Here is an 18,020-nt window from a genome sequence, read left to right on the forward strand (position 1 = left end):
CTCCTGGGTACGGGGTCGGGTGGCGGGTGAGGACCTGGCAGCTACTGCTGGGCGGGGGCGGGCAGCTCGGCCGCGACGGACTCGAGCACCTTGGCGAGGTCCGCGCCCGCGGCGATCTCGCGGGCGGCCCGCAAGGTGGCGCCATGCGCGGTGTCGAGCTTCCGGCGCGTCGCGTCCAGCCACTCGCCGTGGCCGTCCACGGCACGGCGCAGCTCGGCGCGGACGGCCTCGACGCTCTGTGGCGAGGTGCCACCGGGGCTTGTGTAGCTGGTCACCGCGGTCACTGGGGAGAAGATGTGGGCGAGGACCGACTCCTCGACGGGATGGCCGAGTTCGGCGAGGATCTCGGCTCCCGCAGCGGTGTCGCGCAGCGTCGCACCGCGCTTGAGCAGGGCGGAGACGAGCGAACCGCTGATGTGGTGCGCCTCGCGGAAGGCGATGCCCCGGTCGGAGACCAGGTAGTTGGCGAGCTCGGTGGCGGTGGAGAAGTTGTCCCAGCAGAGCTCCTCGCCACGGGCGCTGTTGAACCGCAGGCCCTTCGTCTGGCCGACGACGATGCGCAGGGTCGACAGGTAGGTGTCGATGGCGTTCCACAGGTAGGGCTTGTCGTCCTGCAGATCACAGCTGTAGCCGAGGGTGACGCCCTTCGCCATGGTCAGCAGCTGGACGAGGGTGCCGATGGTGCGGCCGGCCCGCCCCCGGGTCAGCTCTGCGACCACCGGGTTCTTCTTCTGCGGCATGATCGAACTGCCGGTCGCGTACGCGTCCGAGACCTCGACCAGGCTGTACTCGTGGCCGCTCCAGAGCACGATCTCCTCGGCCATGCGGGAGAGGTGGTTGCCGCCGATCGCGAAGGCAGAGGCGCTCTCGATGAGGTAGTCGCGAGCGCTGGTGGCGTCCAGGGCATGGGTCAGGACGCGACCGAAGCCGAGCAGGCGGGCGGTCAGCTCCCGGTCGAGCGGGAAGGAGGTGCCTGCCAGCGCGCACGCGCCGAGCGCGGACTCGTCGGTACGGTCGAACGCGCCGCGCAGCCGGCGGACGTCGCGCAGCAGCATGCTGGCGTGCGCGGTCTTCCAAAAGCCGACCGAGACCGGCTGGGCGGCCTGGCTGTGCGTGTAGCCCGGCAGGATCGCGAGGAGGTCCTCCTCGGGGAACGAGAGGAGCTCGTCGATCAGCGCGAGGTTGGCGGCGACGGCGTCGAGCTGGACCCGCCGCAGGTACATGCGGGCGTCCGTGGAGACCTGGTCGTTGCGGGACCGCGCGGTGTGCATGTGGCCACCGGTCTCGCGGCCCAGGTCCTCGATCACCATCTGCTCGATGTTGAAGTGCACGTCCTCGAGCTCGGGACGCAGCACGAGCTCACCGCGCTCGTGGCGCTCCCACAGCTTCAGCAGTGCGCCGAGGATCGCCCGTGCGGTCGCCTCAGGGATGATGCTCTGCCGGCCGAGCATGAGGACATGCGCCATGTCCTGCCACAGGTCCGCGAAGATCAAACGTACGTCCACGTCCGTGGTCAGCGTGTAGTCGAGTACATCGGGGGTGATGTCCTCATCGAAGCGGCCGCCCCACAACTTGTCGGTCACTGTTGCTCTCTTTCGTCGTCGGTTGCCCGGAGGGCAGTTGGTTGTCGCAGTTGGTCGTCACGGTCGGCCGTGACGGCGTGGTGGTGGCGCGCGGACGAGGCCGAGGCCGGGCCCGGTGACCACGCACAGGCCCGTCAGGCCGTGGTCGGTCTGTGTTGGATGCCGCGTGGGGCGCGATGAGTTCGCCCGCGAGCGGGCCCACGCGCTCGATGTCCGCGAGGGGCGCGCCGTCCCGCTGGGTGGCGCGGAACTGCTTGGTGGCAGCCGCTCCGGAGAATGCCGCGGTGGCGGCCTAGGGGGCGAGGGAGCCGGGTTGACTGGACGGTCGCGGTAATCCTTCGCGTGGGGCCGTTAGTCCGGCCGACCGGGCCTGGTCGCGGCGCCCATGGGTGATGGAGGCGGCGTGCTCAAGGGCTGCGGCACTGGTCGCGGCGGGGCGTCCGCCGGTAGTGGGGGCAGGACGGGCCGCAGTGGAGCACCGTCGAGTCGCGCGGTCCTGTGATCGGGGCCGGAATTACGGCCGGACACTCCACGTGCCATATGGGTGGGGGCACGGAGCCGGCGCACACCGCCGGGGCGAGGTGCGAAGAAACATGAGTCTGACGACCTCAGTTGTCGCGGCGCGCGGCATGTGCCTGAGGTCGTGAGGGTTTTGGGGTGATCAGTGTGCGCGAAGCGGGCGCGGCTATGTCGAGCGGGAAGCAGGAACCGGTGGGCTCTCATGCGCTGTCCGCTGTCCAGAGGTTCGCCGAAGCGGCTGAGGTACATGGCCTCGCGGTGCCGGTCGGCCTCCTCTTTTTCGTAGCGGCGTGTGACTCGCTGCCGGAACGCGGCGCAGCGAGCCACAGTCGCGCCGTGCGAGTGATCCGAGGACGCGCCCGCTGATCTCGGTGCGCGGAGTGCACTTCGCGCACCCGTCCCGGACCTTGGACGCGGGGGCGCTCTCCAGGGCGACGCGGATCACTTTCGGGGGCAGGAAAGAGCGAAGGGTGGTGGTCCCGCACGCCGGAGGCATGCGGAGGGAGAACTTGTCGGTGCGTCGCGCGCGGTCGACGGCGGTGCAGACCTGCTCGACCGGAGCGAGCCTGTCGGTCGCGTCGATCCGTGTTGTCCCTTTGGCCAGCGCCTCCAACGGGGCTTCTCCGGCAGTGAACCGGGTCGTCGCGGCGCGGGCTCTGTAAGGCTCGGGGGGAGGCGTGTTCGTCGCGGGCGCCCATGGGCCTTCGGCCGCCGGAGCAGCGGCGGGTCCGGGGGGCGAGCCCGTGGCACAGACGGTGGACCGCGCTCGCCGGCGTGTCACCGCGGTCGGTGTGCTGCGCCAGGTGGTCCAGCGTCGGGAGAGGGGTGTGTGCGAGGACGCGCCAAGCGCTGCGGGGCGCCTTCACGTTCACGCCTTGCCGATGATGTGGCGCATGCGCTCCTGCGCCTCGCCGGCCGAGAAGGCGGTGCGGTGGGACCGCTTGCCCTCTTCGCGCACCCGGCGCAACCCTTCCATGTAAGGGCCGTTCACACGGGCGCGGGTCGACTGCACGGCCGCGCTGGTGTAAGACGCGATGCGGCGCGCGTGGTCGAGTGCGAGCGGCAACAGATCCTCTGGAGCGGTCACCTCGTGCAGGAGCCGGTCAGCGAGGGCACGGTCGGCCGGCCACTCGCCGCAGGTGTAGAGCATGTCCTGCATGACGGTGCGGCCCACCACCGTTTCAAGCATGTAGCCGCCGAAGTTGCAAGCAATACCGACGCGGAACTCCGGCATCACGAGCTTTGACGTGCTGCTGCCGACGCGCAGGTCGCAGCAGAGGGCGATCTGCAGGCCCACACCGATCGCGTAGCCGTCGATGGCGGCCACCACGGGCTTCGAGATCCCGGCGATGGTGGTGTAGAGATCCGTGATGTCGTCGATCCACGCGTCGACCTCATCGCCTCCGGAGAACTCCGAGACCTCGTTGAAGTCGCCACCGGCGCCGAAGGACCGGCCAGGGCCGCCATACAGGAGGACGCATCCCACCTGCTCATCACTGTCCAGGTCGGTCAGTAACTGGATCAGCTCCCGCATGCGGCTCTGCTGAACGGATTCTGCTCGTGTGCGTGCGAGAACTGGACCAGTGCTACTCCCCCTGGGAGGACCTCGCACGCCATGGTCGATGTCGCCAAACTGGTCATCGTTCCGTCCCCCTCGGTGATGCAGCGCATGCTCGGTGCCAATCAATGACTGGCCCAACGATAGGCATAAGTATGCGGCGCTGGCAGTGAGGTAAGTCACAGGCACTTCCGGGCGAGCAGCGAACCCCCTTCCGCAGTGCGGAAATTGACGAAACGCCATATTGGCTTCGCCACTTCGATCAACCAATGTGTACGGTGAGCAGCATCTTCATTCACATCGGCCGGGGGCAGCGCTATGACGCGAGGTCTCTCGGGCTGGCTGCCTAGAGAGGTGCTGACCATGCAGCCTTTGGCTCCACAGGGATTCCGCAGCGCGACCATGAACCTGGGTCTCAAGGATGTCGGCGACGACTTCACGGTTGTCGTCTCCGAGGTGCCTGCCCGGTCGGCCGCCGTCTTCACACGGTCGCGGTTCTCCGGCCCGAGTGTCGTCCTCAGCCGTGACGCGGCGCCCCTGCAGCGTAGCCGCGGCATGGTCGTGCTCTCCCGCAACGCCAACGTCGCGACCGGCAAAGCCGGGGCGGAGCACGCCGCCGAGGTGCGCCGCAGGGTCGCCGACATCGTCGGCATCGCGCCGGAGGAGCTGGTCATCGGGTCCACCGGAGTGATCGGCCGCCCCTACCCCATGGGGGGCATCCGGGCCGGCCTGTCTGCCTTGACCTGGCCCTTTCCGCCTGCCGACTACGGCGCCGCCGCCAAGGCGATCATGACCACCGACACTCGCCCCAAGCACATGACCGTGCGGTGCGGGGACGCCGTGCTCACCGGCATCGCCAAGGGGGTGGGCATGATCGAACCGAACATGGCCACCCTGCTGACGTTCTTCTTCACCGATGCGGACGTCCCGGCCAACAAGCTCGACGCCATCTTCCGGCGGGTGATGGACAAGACGTTCAACGCGCTCAGCATCGACACGGACACCTCGACGAGCGACACCGCGGCGATCTTCGCCAATGGCCTCGCCGGACCCGTCGACCTGAAGGAGTTCGAACAGGGGCTGTACGAATGCGCCTTGCATCTCGTTCGGGACATCGCCTCGGACGGCGAAGGCGCGTCCACACTCATCGAGGCCCGGGTCGCGGGAGCACGGGACGACGCCCAGGCCAAGCGGGTCGGCAAGAGCATCGTCAACTCTCCCTTGGTCAAGGCGGCCGTCCACGGGGCCGACCCGAACTGGGGCAGGATCGCGATGGCCATCGGAAAGCTCGACGAGGCCGACATCGACCCGATCCGGACCCGTATCGGCTTTGCCGACTTCCCCATGTACCCGGAGTCGCCGAGCAACGAACTGCTGGAGCAAGCGGCTCAGTACCTCAAGAGTGACGAAGTGATCGTCAAGGTGGACCTCGGCATCGCCGACGGGGCGTTCACCGTCTACGGGTGCGATCTCACCGAGGAGTACGTGAGGATCAACGCGGACTACACGACCTGATCCCTGATAAGCGGGCGAGGGGCCCTTGACGAGGTTCCCCCGCACCCGGGAGCGGCGTCGGCGCGCCCGCGCGGTGCCCGGTCCCGTGGCGTCCTCCGGCTCATCGCCCAGAGCCTCTTGGGGCGGGTGCATGCGACGGCAGCGGGCGCTTGAGGCCAGAGGTCCGTCTGGGTGGGCCGGGCGTACAGCCCGGGAGTGGTGCGGGGCTCAGCCTCCTCGTTCTCAGAGGGAGGTAGCGACCTGCCAGCCGACGACCATGCGGGAACAGACGTCGATGACGAAGGCGGCATACACCCAGCCGGCGAAGGTGCGGACATAGGTGATGTCGGCGACCCACGGCTGGTTCGGCGCGTCGGAAGTGACCTTCATCTCAGAGGACGGTCCAGCTCCGCCTCGAAGAAACTCGCCGCGGACTTCAGGATCACGTTCGCCCGCCTCAGCTCCTTCACCTCACGTTCCAGCTCCGCGAGCCGGGCCGCGTCCGTGCTCGTCGTCCCGGGGAGAACGCCCTCGTCGATCTCAGCACCCCTCGAAGGATCGATCTACCCGGCCTGAGCAAGGACGAGCGGTAGCACCTGGTCGGCGCCGACCTGGCGCAGCAGGCGAGCGCCTACAGCTAGGGTCCAGCCGGAGTCGGTGTAGTCGTCCACGAGCAGGACGGGGCCGGGATAGCTAGCCAGGGCGCCAGCCAGCTCCTCAGAGACGGTGAAGGCGCCGGACAGCGCCTTGAGGCGTTGGGCGGAGTTGCTGCGGCGTGCCGCGTGCGTGCCATTCGACCCGGCATACGTCAGCGTGCCCAGAAAGGGGAGGCGCCCGATGGTCGCGATTCCCTGGGCAAGGGAGTCGACCAGTTGTGGGCGGATCAGGGACGGCATGGCGACAACTCCGACCGGCCGGGCGGAGGCGTCCACGACGTTCGGCGCCCAGCCGCCCGGGGAGCGCGCCCAGTCGGCGAGGACCGCCACCGCTGTCTGCAGGACATCGTCGGGAACCGGCCCGTCGGGCGCGTTCTCAGCCAGAAGCGGACGCAGCCGGTTGCCCCAGCCGATATCCGACAGCCGGCCCAAGGCGCGCCCTGTGGCGCACTGGTCCCTGGCCGGGATACGCCCTTTGAGGTCGATGCCCAGTGTTGGCATCCCCGTCGGCCACATACGACGCGGCTCGACCTCCACCCCGGGGCGGTCCAGTTCCTTCGTCGCCCCCGTCAACGCCTCCGCCGAGACGGAGGGATCGGCCCACGGCCCCGCGCAGTTGTCGCATCGGCCGCACGGGGTCGCCCCCTCGTCGTCCAGCTGCTGGCGCAGGAACTCCATCCGGCAGCAATGGGACGTGCTCGCGTAATCGCGCATGGCCTGCTGCTCAGCTGCCCGCTGTTTGGCGACCCATGCGTAGCGCTCTGCCTCGTACACCCACTCGGCCCCCGTAGCCGTCCAGCCGCCCTTCACCCGCTTGACCGCACCGTCGACATCCAGCACCTTCAACATCGACTCCAGCCGGCTACGCCGAAGATCCACCGCCGCCTCCAATGCCGGCACCGACAGTGGCCGTCCCGCACCGGCAAGGGCCGAGAGCGTCTGGCGAACCTGCGCCTCCGGCGGGAAAGCCGTATCAGCGAAGTAGCGCCAGATGGCCTCGTCCTCCTTGCCCGGCAGCAGCAGCACATCGGCATGGGCCACACCACGCCCCGCACGCCCCACCTGCTGGTAGTAGGCGATGGGTGAGGAGGGCGAACCGAGATGCACCACGAACCCCAGGTCCGGCTTGTCGTAGCCCATGCCCAGCGCCGAAGTCGCGACCAGTGCCTTCACCCGGTTCTCCTGCAGGTCGACCTCGGCCTGCAGCCTGTCTGCGTTCTCTGTCTTCCCCGTGTACGAGGCCACGCGGAAGCCCCGCTGCCGCAGGAAGGCGGTGGCCTCCTCGGCCGCGGCAACTGTGAGGGTGTAGATGATCCCCGAGCCCTGCAGGTCGTCCAGATGCTCGGCAAGCCAGGCCAGACGGTGCGCGGCATCCGGTAGATGGACCACACCGAGCCGCAGACTTGCCCTCTCCAGCGGGCCGCGGAGCACCAGGGCCTCGCCTGCACCGGTGCCCAGCTGTTCGGCCACGTCCGCGGTCACGCGCGCATTGGCGGTCGCGGTGGTGGCCAGCACCGGCACCCCTGCGGGCAGCTCGGCCAGCATCGCCCGCAGCCGGCGGTAGTCGGGCCGGAAGTCGTGGCCCCAGTCGGAGATGCAGTGCGCCTCGTCGACCACCAGCAGACCGGTCGTGGCTGCAAGCTTCGGCAACACCTGATCCCGAAAATCCACAGAATTAAGACGTTCCGGGCTCACGAGGAGGACGTCGGTCTCGCCACGCTCGACCTCCCCGTAGATGGTGTCCCACTCCTCCGGGTTGGCCGAGTTGATCGTGCGCGCCTGGATCCCGGCCCGCGCCGCCGACTCGACCTGGTTGCGCATCAGCGCCAGCAGCGGGGAGATGATCACCGTAGGGCCCGAGCCACGTCGACGCAGCAGAGCGGTGGCAACGAAGTACACCGCCGACTTGCCCCAGCCGGTGCGCTGCACCACCAGTGCACGCCGGCGCTCCTCCACCAGGGCCGCCACCGCCTGCCACTGGTCCTCCCGCAGCCGCGCCGAACCCCCGGGGTCACCGACGAGCTCAGCGAGGATGGCGTCGGCTTCAGTGCGGAGCTCCAGATGGTCCATGCCCCCATGCAACCCGATGGCACTGACAATCAGCGAATCCACCCAGCGTGGCAATAGGCTCACGAAGGGTGCCTGCCATGCACGGATCGAGGGCGTTCAGGGTCGAGTGCTCGACGCTGAACGCCCTCGATCGGCACATTTACGCAGGTCAGGGTTCCAAATCCGCAGAGAATTTGAATGCCTTCCCAGTTCCGTAGCCCCGAACGGCTCAACAATGACCTGAGGCGAACCCGCCTGGAGGCCATGCTCAAGGTCCTGGACGTGGACGGCGGTGCGCAGGGTCAAGGGCGGCTGGACCACAACGGGACAGCCGCGGGTGTACGAAGCGGAGCGCTACGCCTGGGTCGCGCGGCAACGGGCCGCCGAGCAGCAGGCGATGCGTGACTACGCGACGGCATCCGGCTGCCGGATGGAGTTTCTGCGGCGCCAGTTGGACGACGACCAGGCAGCGCCGTGCGGCCGGTGCGACAACTGCGCGGGAGGCAGGTTCGCCGACGCGGTGTCCACGGGCGCCCTGGACACGGCGCGCGGCGAACTCGGCAGGCCCGGGGTCGAGGTGGAGCCGCGCAAGATGTGGCCGACCGGTCTGGGGGCGGTCGGCATCGACCTCAAGGGCCGTATCGCGCAAGGGGAGCTGGCTTCCACGGGGCGGGCGCTGGGCCGGCTGTCGGACATCGGCTGGGGCAACAGGCTCCGCCCGCTTCTCGCCGAGCAGCGCCAGGACGGCCCTGTGCCCGACGACGCGGTCGACGCGGTCGTCACCGTGCTGGCCGACTGGGCGAAAGGGCCCGGTGGTTGGGCCGGCGGGGGCGCGGACGCCGTCGCGCGTCCAGTCGGAGTCGTATCGGTCGCCTCGCACACCAGGCCCGCACTCATCCAGTCGCTGGCGGCCCGGATCGCGGAGGTAGGGAGGATGCCCCTGCTGGGTTGTGTCGGGTACGCCCCGGAGACAACGGGCGAGCGGATGTCGCACAGCAACAGCGCCCAGCGCGTGAAGGCCCTGCACCGGGCCCTGACTGTGCCTCCGGAGCTGGCAGACGCACTGGCAGCCGCCACCGGACCCGCGCTGCTCGTGGACGACCGTGCGGACACCGGCTGGACGCTCGCCGTGGCGGCCAGGCTGCTGCGCCGGGCCGGAGCTCAGGAGGTGTTTCCGCTGGTCCTCGCAGTTCAGGGGTGACGAAATGCGTCGCACGCGCCCGACCTGGGCAGGGATATCCATGGCATACCCGCCGATTTCAGTCGGCGGCATCACGAGCTCGTTGCCGCATGACCCACGGGACAGCGAGAATTGGGCTGCTCCCCGCACGGCCCCCCGCGGACCGTAAGGGCTGTGCCGCGGCGCGCCCCAACCGACCATGCCCGCATTGAGGGCGCGTATGCGAAGGGAGGACCATGACCTTCGGATTCGCTTCGTCCGCCGCCTCGCCCAGCCGTCTGTCGGCCGACACCGTCAGTCGGCTCGGACGGACTCTGGAACCGTCCGAGTGGGCCGCTGCCGGGATACCGCTGCTGCGCAACCCGCGAGAAGTCGTCAGCGGTCTGCACGCCCGGCACAGCCCGGCCCCGGCCACCGCGGTGGTCGCCGTCCTCGACGCCGAGGAGCGCTTGACCGCGAGTGCTTCGTTCGCCCGGCGCTCCGTCCCCGCCGACGGCTGGGAGCTGCGCAACTCCCTGCTGGCCCACCTGCGCCGCGTCGTCCCGCACGACCTGCGCCGCCGTACGCCGGTGCGCACAGCGGTGCTGCTCTACTGCCGTGACGGCGACGAGCGCTGGACCGAGGAGGACGGCGCATGGATGTGGGGTCTGCGGGACGCCTGCACTCTGCACGGGTTGCGGTGCGGCGCCTACATCACGCTGACCAGCGGCGGCTGGCAGGTGCTGGGCGAGGGCCGCGGGGGCCGTCGCCCGAGCACCGGGTCACGACCGGCAGGCCTGGCGGACGCCGAGGCCGAGGCCGGCCCGCCCCCGCTGCGCTCCGGCGACGGGGCCAGGGACGCGCTGCGCCGGGCGGCGGCCCGCTGAAGCGGCGCCGCCGCCCGGCGCCTGATGCGGGGCTCGGACCGTGCTCGGCCAGGCTCAGACGCCCGCGCCCAGCGCGGCGTCGACCCGCTGCGGGTCCGCGCACACAACGAGCAGCGCGCCCGCCCGCGACCTGGCCAACGGCAGCACCCGCGCCACAGCCTCGTCCCGCCCGTCGCCGTCGACCTCGCTGTTGACGGCGACGACGATGACGGGCCGGCCGGCAGCCCGCTCAGCCGCCGCGGCGTCCGCGTAGAAGACGTCGTCACGCGCATCGTGCTGCGCCCAGTAGGCGGCCTCGCCGAAGGACAACTCGTGAGCGGCCCACGGATGCTGCTCACCCGTGGTGAGGACGAGGATGTCGGCCGGGGTACGGCCGGAGTCCAGCAGCGCGTCGACCGCCTCGTCGACGGCGTCGAGTGCACCGCCGGCCGGAGCCGGAACCAACTGGATCTGCGGCACGGAACGAATCTCCTGCCGCGGGGACGGGGACGGGCCGGCTGGCGCTTGCGGCCGCTGGGCCGCGGGTGCGGGCTTCACCGGGCCGGGTACGGGGCGTCCGGGACGCGGCGTGGCCGCACTGCGCGGACCGGGTACGGGACGGGGGGTCGACGCGGGACGGCCGTTGGCCGAAGCGACACGGGGACCCTGGGCGCTCTCGTGAATCTGAGGCTCCTGGGAGGAGAGAGGCATGAGTGGAATGTCTATCAAATGCCGCTGCGGGAGGCAGCAGCGGGAGGGTACATGCGTGCGATCAGAAATCGAAGCCGAGTTGGCCCCCGTCTTCCAGCGCTACGGCATCCGCCGGGATCCGGGGCCTCTTGAGGTGCTGCCACTGGGGCAGCGCGTCCAGGTAGGACCAGGAAAGCCGGTGGTACGGGGTGGGGCCCAGCGCCGCCAGCGCCGCCTTGTGTACGGGTGAGGGGTACCCGGCATTGGCAGAGAACGCGAAGTCGGCGAACTCCTTCCCCTCCGAACCCAGTTCGGCCATCATCGCGTCCCTGCGCACCTTGGCGATCACCGAGGCCGCGGCGACCGCGACACACGACTGGTCGCCCTTGATCACCGTACGGACCTTCCATGGCAACCCCAGGTAGTCGTGCTTCCCGTCGAGGATCACCGCATCGGGCCGCACGGGTAGCGCGTCCAGGGCGCGGACGGCGGCGAGGCGCAGCGCCGCGGTCATCCCGAGCGTGTCGATCTCCTCGGGCGAGGAGTGACCGAGCGCGTGCGAGGTGACCCACCCCTCCAGGATCGCGGCCAGTGCGGTGCGGCGCTTGGCGCTGATCAGTTTGGAGTCGGTGAGGCCCTCGGGCGGGCGGCGCAGACCGGTGACGGCCGCGCACACGGTGACGGGTCCGGCCCAGGCTCCGCGACCGACTTCGTCGACACCAGCGATGATCTTGGCGCCGGTAGTGGCACGCAGCGAGCGCTCGACGGCGTGGGTGGGTGGTTCGTACGGCATGGCGCCACACAGATTACGCCGCCACGGCCCACGGCGACACCCCGGTCGCACTACCGGGCGAATTCGGTGGGTCGGGCGCCCACGTCGAGGGTTGCGTGGGCCGGGGCGGCGATCCGGGTCAGTACTCCTCGTACAGCATGCGGTCGGTACCGTAGGTTCCGAGCCTGCGGCACTCGCGCTCGTCCACCTTCAGCGGACGGTCCTCCAGGATCCCGCGCGCCGCCACCACCGCCAGACTGGTGGCGAACCAGGGCTTGGGGAGGGAGCTACCAGGGCTTTTGGCCAACGCAGCGAGCGTGCGTGCTGGACGACGCGACGGGGCAAAGCTTGCCGGGAGCGGCACTAGCTCCGGCTCCCCGGGCCAGGCCCACAGGGACGGGGATGTGGCAGGACCGTGACAGGGGGCGGGGACGGCGGCGGCTAGGTGGAGGCGGGGGTCAGACAGCCGGGCAGGGCACCCAGGCGGGGAGCCCTTCGGCCTGTTCGACCCAGGCGGGCGGCGGGGCTCCGGTCTTCCCGGAAGCGACCACTCCGCCCACGATGGCGCACGTGGTGTCCACGTCGCCGCCGACCTGGGCGGTAGTCCAGAAGCCCTGCTCGAAGTCGGTGAGCGCACGGGCGGCCGACCACAGGGCGAAGGGCACGGTGTCGTGCGCACTCGTACGCCGGCCGCACCCGAGCACCGCGGCCACCGTTCCCGCGTCGCCGTAGTCCAGCATGTCGCGGGCCCGGCGGAGACCGGCCCCCACGGCGCTGCGCGGTACGAGCGCGATCACGCCGTCGAGCAGCCCGGTCGGCGTCGGCGCCCCCGCCGGATTGGCGGCGAGCGCGGCGGCGGCCGCCACGGCCATGGCGCCGACGACGGCCTCCCGGTGCTGATGGGTGACGTACGCCGAGATCTCCGCCTGGTGCGTGGCCTGCTCGGGGTCGTCGGCGTACCAGGCTCCGAGCGGGGCGATGCGCATCGCCGCGCCGTTGCCCCATGAGCCGCGGCCCTGGAAGAGCGCGGCTGCCAGTTCGCGCCAGTCGCCGCCCTCCCTGATCAGCCGGAGCATCCGGTTGACGGCGGGGCCGTAGCCGCGGTCGACGTCGTGGTGCTCGGCGAAGGAGCGGGCGAGCGCGTCCTGCTCGATGCGACCGTGCGCGTCGAGCACCGCCAGGACGGAGCAGGCCATCTCGGTGTCGTCGGTCCACTGCCAGGGGGCGGGCGGCAGCTCGCGCCGTTTGAGCAGCGGATAGTTCGCGGGTACGAAGAACTGGGAGCCCAGGGCGTCTCCCAGGGACAGCCCACGCAGGCTGGCCAGGGCGCGTTCGAAGCGCGGGACGGTGGAGGAGTCAGCGGTCATCGCTCTGCCACTCTAACCGGTGCGGCCGTACGATTCGGGGGCCCGCCAGCGGTCGAACGGCCGGTCAAGGCTGTACCGCCCGTCCTCGCCCAGCAGCAGCATCCGCGATTGGGCGTTGCCCGGGTTGGAAAGCGACTCGAAATCGGCCACCGACCAGTGGAACCAGCGCATGCAGAACAGCCGCATGGTCAGCCCGTGCGTGACCAGCAGCACGTTCGGCGGATGGTCGGGCGCTTCGAAGCTCCGGTGGAGGCTCTCCAGGAAGGCGCCGACACGGTCGTACACATCGGCCCCGGACTCGCCCTGTGCGAAGCGGTAGAAGAAGTGCCCGTAGGCGTCCCGATAGGCCTTCTGCAGCCGTACGTCGTCCCGGTCCTGCCAGTTCCCCCAGTCCTGCTCGCGCAGTCGGGGTTCCTCCCTCACCCGCGTCCGGTCCTCGGCGAGCCCGAACGCGGCGAACGTCTCAAGCGCGCGGCGGTAGGGCGAGACGTAGGCACTGACCCGCTCGTCGCCGAAGAGCTCCCTCAGGCGCGCTCCCGCCTCGCGGGCCTGCCGCACGCCGTTGTCCGTGAGCCCGAGCGCGTGGTCCGGCTCGCGCTCGTACACCGTGTCGTCGGCATTGCCCTCGGACTCCCCGTGCCGGACGAGGACGATGCGCCGCGGTCGTGCCATACCCACACCCTAGTCCCCCTCCCGGCAAGCTTTGCCCCGTCGCGTCGTCCAGCACGCGCGCTCGCCGCGCTGGCCAAAAGCCCTGGTAGCTCCCTCCCCAAGCTCTCAACTTCGTTCGAGCAGGGGAGACCCCGTCCAAGGGACTTCCGGCCGCCTTGCGATCGCACCCACTGGACGACGCTCCTTATGAGGCAGACGGTCACGGCACTAGAAAGTCGGATCGAGCGCGGCCCGGCCGGGCAGGCCCCCGGCCGCCATCCGGTGTACTCGCGGCTCGGGCTCCTGCGCCGCAGCACGGACGCGCCGACCGCACTCACACCGTCCAGGCAGGATCCAACTCGACAACGGCCCCGGCCAGTTCCGCCACATCGGCCTCCGTCTGGGCTCGCAGCGACAGCCGCTCCACCCGCTCGGCGCGGTACTTGCCGTGCTCGGCGGCGGACTTCCACATCGACAGCACGAGGAACTCGTGACCCGGCGCCTCGCCGAAAACCCCGCGCAGCATTCCCGGCGACCCCGCCATCGCCGGATTCCACACCTTCTGCTGCATCAGCGAGAAGTGCTCGACGCGCTCCGCGTGCACCGTGCAGTGCGCGACGCGCACCACATCGGCATCGGTGAATCGCGGCTCGAACCCCGTCTTGACGTCGAAACGGTAGTCGAAGAGGCCGACTTGGAGATTCTTGTACGTGCCCGACTGGGCGGCGGCGAGCCGGTCGTGCGAGCGCGCCATGAACGAGTCGTAGAACGCGCGGCTCTCCCAGAACGCGAAGACATGCGCCACCCCCGGCCGCTCCCGGCTCCAGCCACCGCCCTGCCCCCGGAAGCCCGGCTCCCCCAGCAGCCCCGCCCATTTCCGCTGCCCCCGCTCGAAACCTCGACGGTCGACGACCGAGCAGCGAATCCACTTGACCAGCACCGAGCCATCGTACGGGCCGTGCATTGTCCGTGCCCGGGGCTAGCCTTCTTCCAGGGGCACATTCGCTGCGCCCCGGCCGGTGAGCAGCCGGGCGGGGACCGAGGGGAGGGAAGACCCGTGAGCAGTCCTGCGAACAGTCTCAACAAGGGCGTCGGCAAGGTCGAAGTGACGCTGAAGTGGGAACCCAGCCCGCTGGGGGAACCCGCCCACGACCTCGACATCATCGCCGCCACCTACTCGGCCGACGACGCCTTCGGCGACCCGGCGTACGTCGTCTCCTTCGGCAGGCGTTCGCCGGACGGCACCATCACCCTCAACAGGGACAGCCGTACCGGTCAGGGCTTCGGATTCGACGAGGTCATGACCCTTGAGCTGGAGCGGCTGGCGCCCGCCTACGGCCGGGTGGTGGTCGGCGTGGCCATACAGCAGCGCGAGGGCCGCAAGACGTTCGGCGACGTGCCGCAGACGGGCTGGCGGATCCGCGAGGGCTACGAGGTGCTCGCGGAAGGCGACTTCGCGGACGTCTCGGGATCGACGGCGGCCACGGTGGCGGAGTTCACCCGGGCGGACGCCTCGGGAGGCTGGGAGCTGCGCTCCGCCGTCCGCGGCTTCGACACCGACCCCAACTCCTTCGCCGGGACCATGGGCAGCGCCCTGTCCTGACGGCGTCCACCGCCGGATGCGGACTGCCGGGCGCACCGAAAAGGCGGAGCCGGGAATTCAGCTCCGCCTCTTCGGCCGTTGTCACGCCCTGACGGCGCCCCGGAATCAGCTGCAACCGCTGGTCGAGCCGCAGCCCTCGCAGATGTAGCAGCTGCCCGCACGCTGCATCTTCGTACCGCAGGAGAAGCACAGCGGTGCGTCCGCGCTGATGCCGAGCTGCATCTCGACGAGCTCAGCCGACGTGTGCACCTGCGGCGCCGGCTCCGTGGCGGCCTTCACCTCGGGGGCGGCGGCGATCTTCACGGTTTCGGTCTCGCGCGGGGCGGACTGGGCCAGACTCTCGACGTCCATGTCGTCCTCCTGCATGGACCGCTCGTACGAACCGGTCTCCAGGTGACGCTGGCGCTCGTCGGCCGAGTGGATACCAAGCGCCGAACGCGTCTCGAAGGGCAGGAAGTCCAGCGCCAGGCGGCGGAAGATGTAGTCGACGATCGACTGCGCCATCCGCACGTCCGGGTCGTCCGTCATGCCGGCCGGCTCGAAGCGCATGTTGGTGAACTTCGAGACGTAGGTCTCCAGCGGAACGCCGTACTGCAGGCCGACCGAGACGGCGATGGAGAAGGCGTCCATCATGCCCGCGAGGGTCGAGCCCTGCTTGGACATCTTCAGGAAGACCTCGCCCAGACCGTCGTCCGGGTAGGAGTTGGCGGTCATGTAGCCCTCGGCGCCACCTACCGTGAAGGAGGTGGTGATCCCCGGACGACCCTTCGGCAGGCGCTTGCGCACCGGGCGGTACTCGATGACCTTCTCGACCGCGGCGCGGATCGTGTCCTCGGTCTTCGCCGTGACCTCGGCCTTGACGCTCTTGGTCTTGGCGGAGAGCGGCTGGCCGACCTTGCAGTTGTCGCGGTAGATCGCGAGTGCCTTGACGCCCATCTTCCAGGCCTCGAAGTAGACCTCTTCGACGTCCTCGACGGTGGCGGTCTCCGGCAGGTTCACCGTCTTGGAGAGCGCGCCGGAGATCCACGGCTGGATGGCCGCCATCATGCGGACGTGGCCCATCGCGGAGATGGAACGCTCGCCCATCGCGCAGTCGAAGACCTCGTAGTGCTCGGTCTTCAGACCGGGGGCGTCGACCACGTTGCCGTTCTCGGCGATGTGGGCGACGATCGCCTCGATCTGCTCTTCCTGGTAGCCCATGCGCCGCAGGGCCTGCGGGACGGTGCCGTTCACGATCTGCATCGAACCGCCGCCAACCAGCTTCTTGAACTTGACCAGTGCGAGGTCGGGCTCAAGTCCGGTGGTGTCGCAGGACATCGCGAGACCGATGGTGCCGGTCGGGGCGATGACCGAAGCCTGCGCGTTGCGGAAGCCGTTCTGGGCGCCGAGGCGGATCACGTCCTGCCAGGCCTCCGTCGCGGCGGCCCACACGGGGTTGTCCAGGTCGTCCGCGTGGACGGCCACGGCGTTCGCGTCGGCATGCTGCTTCATGACGCGCTGGTGCGGCTCGGCGTTGCGTGCGTAGCCGTCGTACGGGCCGACGACCGCGGCCAGCTCGGCGGAGCGCCTGTACGAGGTAGCCGTCATCAGCGAGGTGATGGCGCCGGCGAGGGCGCGGCCGCCGTCGGAGTCGTACGCGTGGCCGGTCGCCATCAGCAGGGCGCCGAGGTTGGCGTAACCGATGCCCAGCTGACGGAAGGCGCGGGTGTTCTCGCCGATCTTCTGGGTGGGGAAGTCGGCGAAGCAGATGGAGACGTCCATCGCGGTGATGACGAGCTCGACGACCTTGGCGAAACGCTCCGCCTCGAAGGACTGGTTGCCCTTGCCGTCGTCCTTGAGGAACTTCATCAGGTTCAGCGAGGCCAGGTTGCACGAGGTGTTGTCCAGGTGCATGTACTCGCTGCACGGGTTCGACGCGGTGATCCGGCCGGACTCGGGGCAGGTGTGCCAGTTGTTGATGGTGTCGTCGTACTGAATGCCGGGGTCGGCGCAGGCCCAGGCGGCCTCGGCCATCTTGCGGAAGAGCGACTTGGCGTCGACCTCCTCGATGACCTCGCCCGTCATGCGGGCGCGCAGGCCGAACTTGCCGCCGGCCTCGACCGCCGTCATGAACTCGCCGTTCACACGGACCGAGTTGTTGGCGTTCTGGTACTGGACGGACGTGATGTCGTCGCCGCCCAGGTCCATGTCGAAGCCCGCGTCGCGCAGGGCGCGGATCTTCTCCTCTTCCTTGACCTTGGTCTCGATGAAGTCCTCGATGTCGGGGTGATCGACGTCGAGCACGACCATCTTGGCCGCGCGGCGCGTGGCGCCGCCCGACTTGATCGTTCCCGCGGAGGCATCGGCGCCGCGCATGAAGGAGACCGGGCCGGAGGCGTTGCCGCCGGAGGAGAGCAGCTCCTTGGAGGAGCGGATACGGGAGAGGTTCAGGCCGGCGCCGGAGCCGCCCTTGAAGATCATGCCCTCTTCCTTGTACCAGTCGAGGATCGACTCCATGGAGTCGTCGACGGCCAGGATGAAGCAGGCGGATACCTGCTGCGGCTGGGGCGTGCCGACGTTGAACCAGACCGGCGAGTTGAAGCTGAAGACCTGGTGCAGGAGGGCGTAAGCCAGCTCGTGCTCGAAGATCTCGGCGTCCGCGGGAGAGGCGAAGTAGTTGTAGTCCTCACCGGCCTTGCGGTACGTCTTCACGATCCGGTCGATCAGCTGTCGCAGCCCCGTCTCGCGCTGGGGCGTTCCGACAGCCCCGCGGAAGTACTTGCTGGTGACGATGTTGACCGCGTTCACCGACCAGAAGCCGGGGAACTCGACGCCACGCTGCTCGAAGTTGACCGAGCCGTCGCGCCAGTTGGTCATGACGACGTCACGGCGCTCCCAGACCACCTCGTCGTACGGATGCACGCCGGGCGTGGTGTGGATGCGCTCGATACGCAGGCCCTGCCGGGCCGCCGTGCCCTTGGCTCCCTTGCTGCGGGAACCTCGTACCGGGCCGCTCGCCGTCTCTGTCATGCCGCCTCCCATATACGGGCGAAAACGCCCTGAAGTGCCCAGTT

General features: G+C 69.7%; 13 protein-coding genes and 3 pseudogenes. 4 read left to right on the forward strand and 12 right to left on the reverse strand.

Features of this window, described 5'->3' with window-relative positions:
* Positions 1-41: 41 nt before the first annotated feature.
* Both argH and ACU6WZ_RS04975 read right to left on the reverse strand, forming a co-directional pair.
* A complete protein-coding gene (argH, locus tag ACU6WZ_RS04970) occupies positions 42-1,583 on the reverse strand; it encodes an argininosuccinate lyase (RefSeq protein WP_447031893.1) in 1,542 nt (513 codons plus the stop codon).
* Positions 1,584-2,970: 1,387 nt separating this feature from the next.
* Complete coding sequence (locus tag ACU6WZ_RS04975; RefSeq protein WP_447031894.1) at positions 2,971-3,636, reverse strand: enoyl-CoA hydratase/isomerase family protein; 666 nt, start codon at positions 3,634-3,636, stop codon at positions 2,971-2,973.
* Positions 3,637-4,023: 387 nt separating this feature from the next.
* Here ACU6WZ_RS04975 and argJ point away from each other — a divergent pair, with 387 nt between their 5' ends.
* Positions 4,024-5,175: a bifunctional glutamate N-acetyltransferase/amino-acid acetyltransferase ArgJ gene (gene argJ, locus ACU6WZ_RS04980; protein ID WP_447031895.1), complete on the forward strand. Its 1,152-nt coding sequence runs from the start codon at positions 4,024-4,026 to the stop codon at positions 5,173-5,175.
* Positions 5,176-5,400: 225 nt separating this feature from the next.
* Here argJ and ACU6WZ_RS04985 read toward each other — a convergent pair.
* From ACU6WZ_RS04985 to ACU6WZ_RS04995, 3 genes and pseudogenes are all read right to left on the reverse strand, one after another.
* Positions 5,401-5,532 (reverse strand): annotated as a pseudogene (locus tag ACU6WZ_RS04985) (DDE-type integrase/transposase/recombinase); the annotation flags it as partial.
* A 17-nt stretch (positions 5,533-5,549) separates the two neighbouring features.
* Positions 5,550-5,699, reverse strand: a pseudogene (locus ACU6WZ_RS04990) (IS3 family transposase); the annotation flags it as partial.
* A gap of 18 nt (positions 5,700-5,717) precedes the next feature.
* Entirely contained in the window at positions 5,718-7,880 is a 2,163-nt protein-coding gene (locus ACU6WZ_RS04995) for a RecQ family ATP-dependent DNA helicase (RefSeq protein ID WP_447031896.1), read from the reverse strand.
* A 216-nt stretch (positions 7,881-8,096) separates the two neighbouring features.
* Here ACU6WZ_RS04995 and ACU6WZ_RS05000 point away from each other — a divergent pair.
* Positions 8,097-9,060: pseudogene (locus ACU6WZ_RS05000) on the forward strand (RecQ family zinc-binding domain-containing protein); the annotation flags it as partial.
* A gap of 215 nt (positions 9,061-9,275) precedes the next feature.
* On the forward strand, positions 9,276-9,905 hold the full coding sequence (locus ACU6WZ_RS05005) for a hypothetical protein (protein ID WP_447031897.1): 630 nt from the start codon (positions 9,276-9,278) through the stop codon (positions 9,903-9,905).
* A gap of 54 nt (positions 9,906-9,959) precedes the next feature.
* Here the strand turns inward: ACU6WZ_RS05005 and ACU6WZ_RS05010 are convergent, their stop codons facing one another.
* The 6 genes from ACU6WZ_RS05010 to ACU6WZ_RS05035 form a co-directional block, all read right to left on the reverse strand.
* Entirely contained in the window at positions 9,960-10,595 is a 636-nt protein-coding gene (locus tag ACU6WZ_RS05010; protein ID WP_447031898.1) for a hypothetical protein, read from the reverse strand.
* A 61-nt stretch (positions 10,596-10,656) separates the two neighbouring features.
* A complete protein-coding gene (gene rnhB / locus ACU6WZ_RS05015; protein ID WP_447031899.1) occupies positions 10,657-11,367 on the reverse strand; it encodes a ribonuclease HII in 711 nt (236 codons plus the stop codon).
* A gap of 118 nt (positions 11,368-11,485) precedes the next feature.
* Complete coding sequence (locus ACU6WZ_RS05020) at positions 11,486-11,653, reverse strand: hypothetical protein (RefSeq protein WP_447031900.1); 168 nt, start codon at positions 11,651-11,653, stop codon at positions 11,486-11,488.
* A gap of 151 nt (positions 11,654-11,804) precedes the next feature.
* The gene (locus ACU6WZ_RS05025; RefSeq protein WP_447031901.1) at positions 11,805-12,713 is read right to left on the reverse strand and encodes an ADP-ribosylglycohydrolase family protein; all 909 of its coding nucleotides are present in this window, start codon (positions 12,711-12,713) and stop codon (positions 11,805-11,807) included.
* 12 nt (positions 12,714-12,725) lie between these two features.
* Positions 12,726-13,385 carry a histidine phosphatase family protein gene (locus ACU6WZ_RS05030; RefSeq protein WP_447031902.1) on the reverse strand — a complete coding sequence of 220 codons (660 nt, stop codon included), beginning with the start codon at positions 13,383-13,385 and terminating at the stop codon, positions 12,726-12,728.
* A 313-nt stretch (positions 13,386-13,698) separates the two neighbouring features.
* Positions 13,699-14,304 carry a YdbC family protein gene (locus tag ACU6WZ_RS05035; protein ID WP_447031903.1) on the reverse strand — a complete coding sequence of 202 codons (606 nt, stop codon included), beginning with the start codon at positions 14,302-14,304 and terminating at the stop codon, positions 13,699-13,701.
* Between the two features lie 117 nt (positions 14,305-14,421).
* Here ACU6WZ_RS05035 and ACU6WZ_RS05040 point away from each other — a divergent pair, with 117 nt between their 5' ends.
* Positions 14,422-14,967, forward strand: coding sequence for a TerD family protein (locus ACU6WZ_RS05040; RefSeq protein WP_447031904.1), 546 nt, complete (start codon positions 14,422-14,424; stop codon positions 14,965-14,967).
* 105 nt (positions 14,968-15,072) lie between these two features.
* Here ACU6WZ_RS05040 and ACU6WZ_RS05045 read toward each other — a convergent pair whose 3' ends face one another.
* Positions 15,073-17,976 (reverse strand): vitamin B12-dependent ribonucleotide reductase, encoded by a 2,904-nt coding sequence (locus ACU6WZ_RS05045; RefSeq protein WP_447031905.1) that lies wholly within the window; start codon positions 17,974-17,976, stop codon positions 15,073-15,075.
* Positions 17,977-18,020: the final 44 nt, after the last annotated feature.

Source organism: Streptomyces hypolithicus (genome assembly GCF_052934925.1).

Excerpts from the sequence above, each read along its gene's own strand:
- ACU6WZ_RS04975 (WP_447031894.1), bottom strand. The coding sequence starts at position 3,636 with ATGCGGGAGCTGATCCAGTTACTGACCGACCTGGACAGTGATGAGCAG.
- argJ (WP_447031895.1), top strand. The coding sequence starts at position 4,024 with ATGCAGCCTTTGGCTCCACAGGGATTCCGCAGCGCGACCATGAACCTG.
- ACU6WZ_RS04995 (WP_447031896.1), bottom strand. The coding sequence starts at position 7,880 with ATGGACCATCTGGAGCTCCGCACTGAAGCCGACGCCATCCTCGCTGAG.
- ACU6WZ_RS05005 (WP_447031897.1), top strand. The coding sequence starts at position 9,276 with ATGACCTTCGGATTCGCTTCGTCCGCCGCCTCGCCCAGCCGTCTGTCG.
- ACU6WZ_RS05010 (WP_447031898.1), bottom strand. The coding sequence starts at position 10,595 with ATGCCTCTCTCCTCCCAGGAGCCTCAGATTCACGAGAGCGCCCAGGGT.
- rnhB (WP_447031899.1), bottom strand. The coding sequence starts at position 11,367 with ATGCCGTACGAACCACCCACCCACGCCGTCGAGCGCTCGCTGCGTGCC.
- ACU6WZ_RS05025 (WP_447031901.1), bottom strand. The coding sequence starts at position 12,713 with ATGACCGCTGACTCCTCCACCGTCCCGCGCTTCGAACGCGCCCTGGCC.
- ACU6WZ_RS05030 (WP_447031902.1), bottom strand. The coding sequence starts at position 13,385 with ATGGCACGACCGCGGCGCATCGTCCTCGTCCGGCACGGGGAGTCCGAG.
- ACU6WZ_RS05045 (WP_447031905.1), bottom strand. The coding sequence starts at position 17,976 with ATGACAGAGACGGCGAGCGGCCCGGTACGAGGTTCCCGCAGCAAGGGA.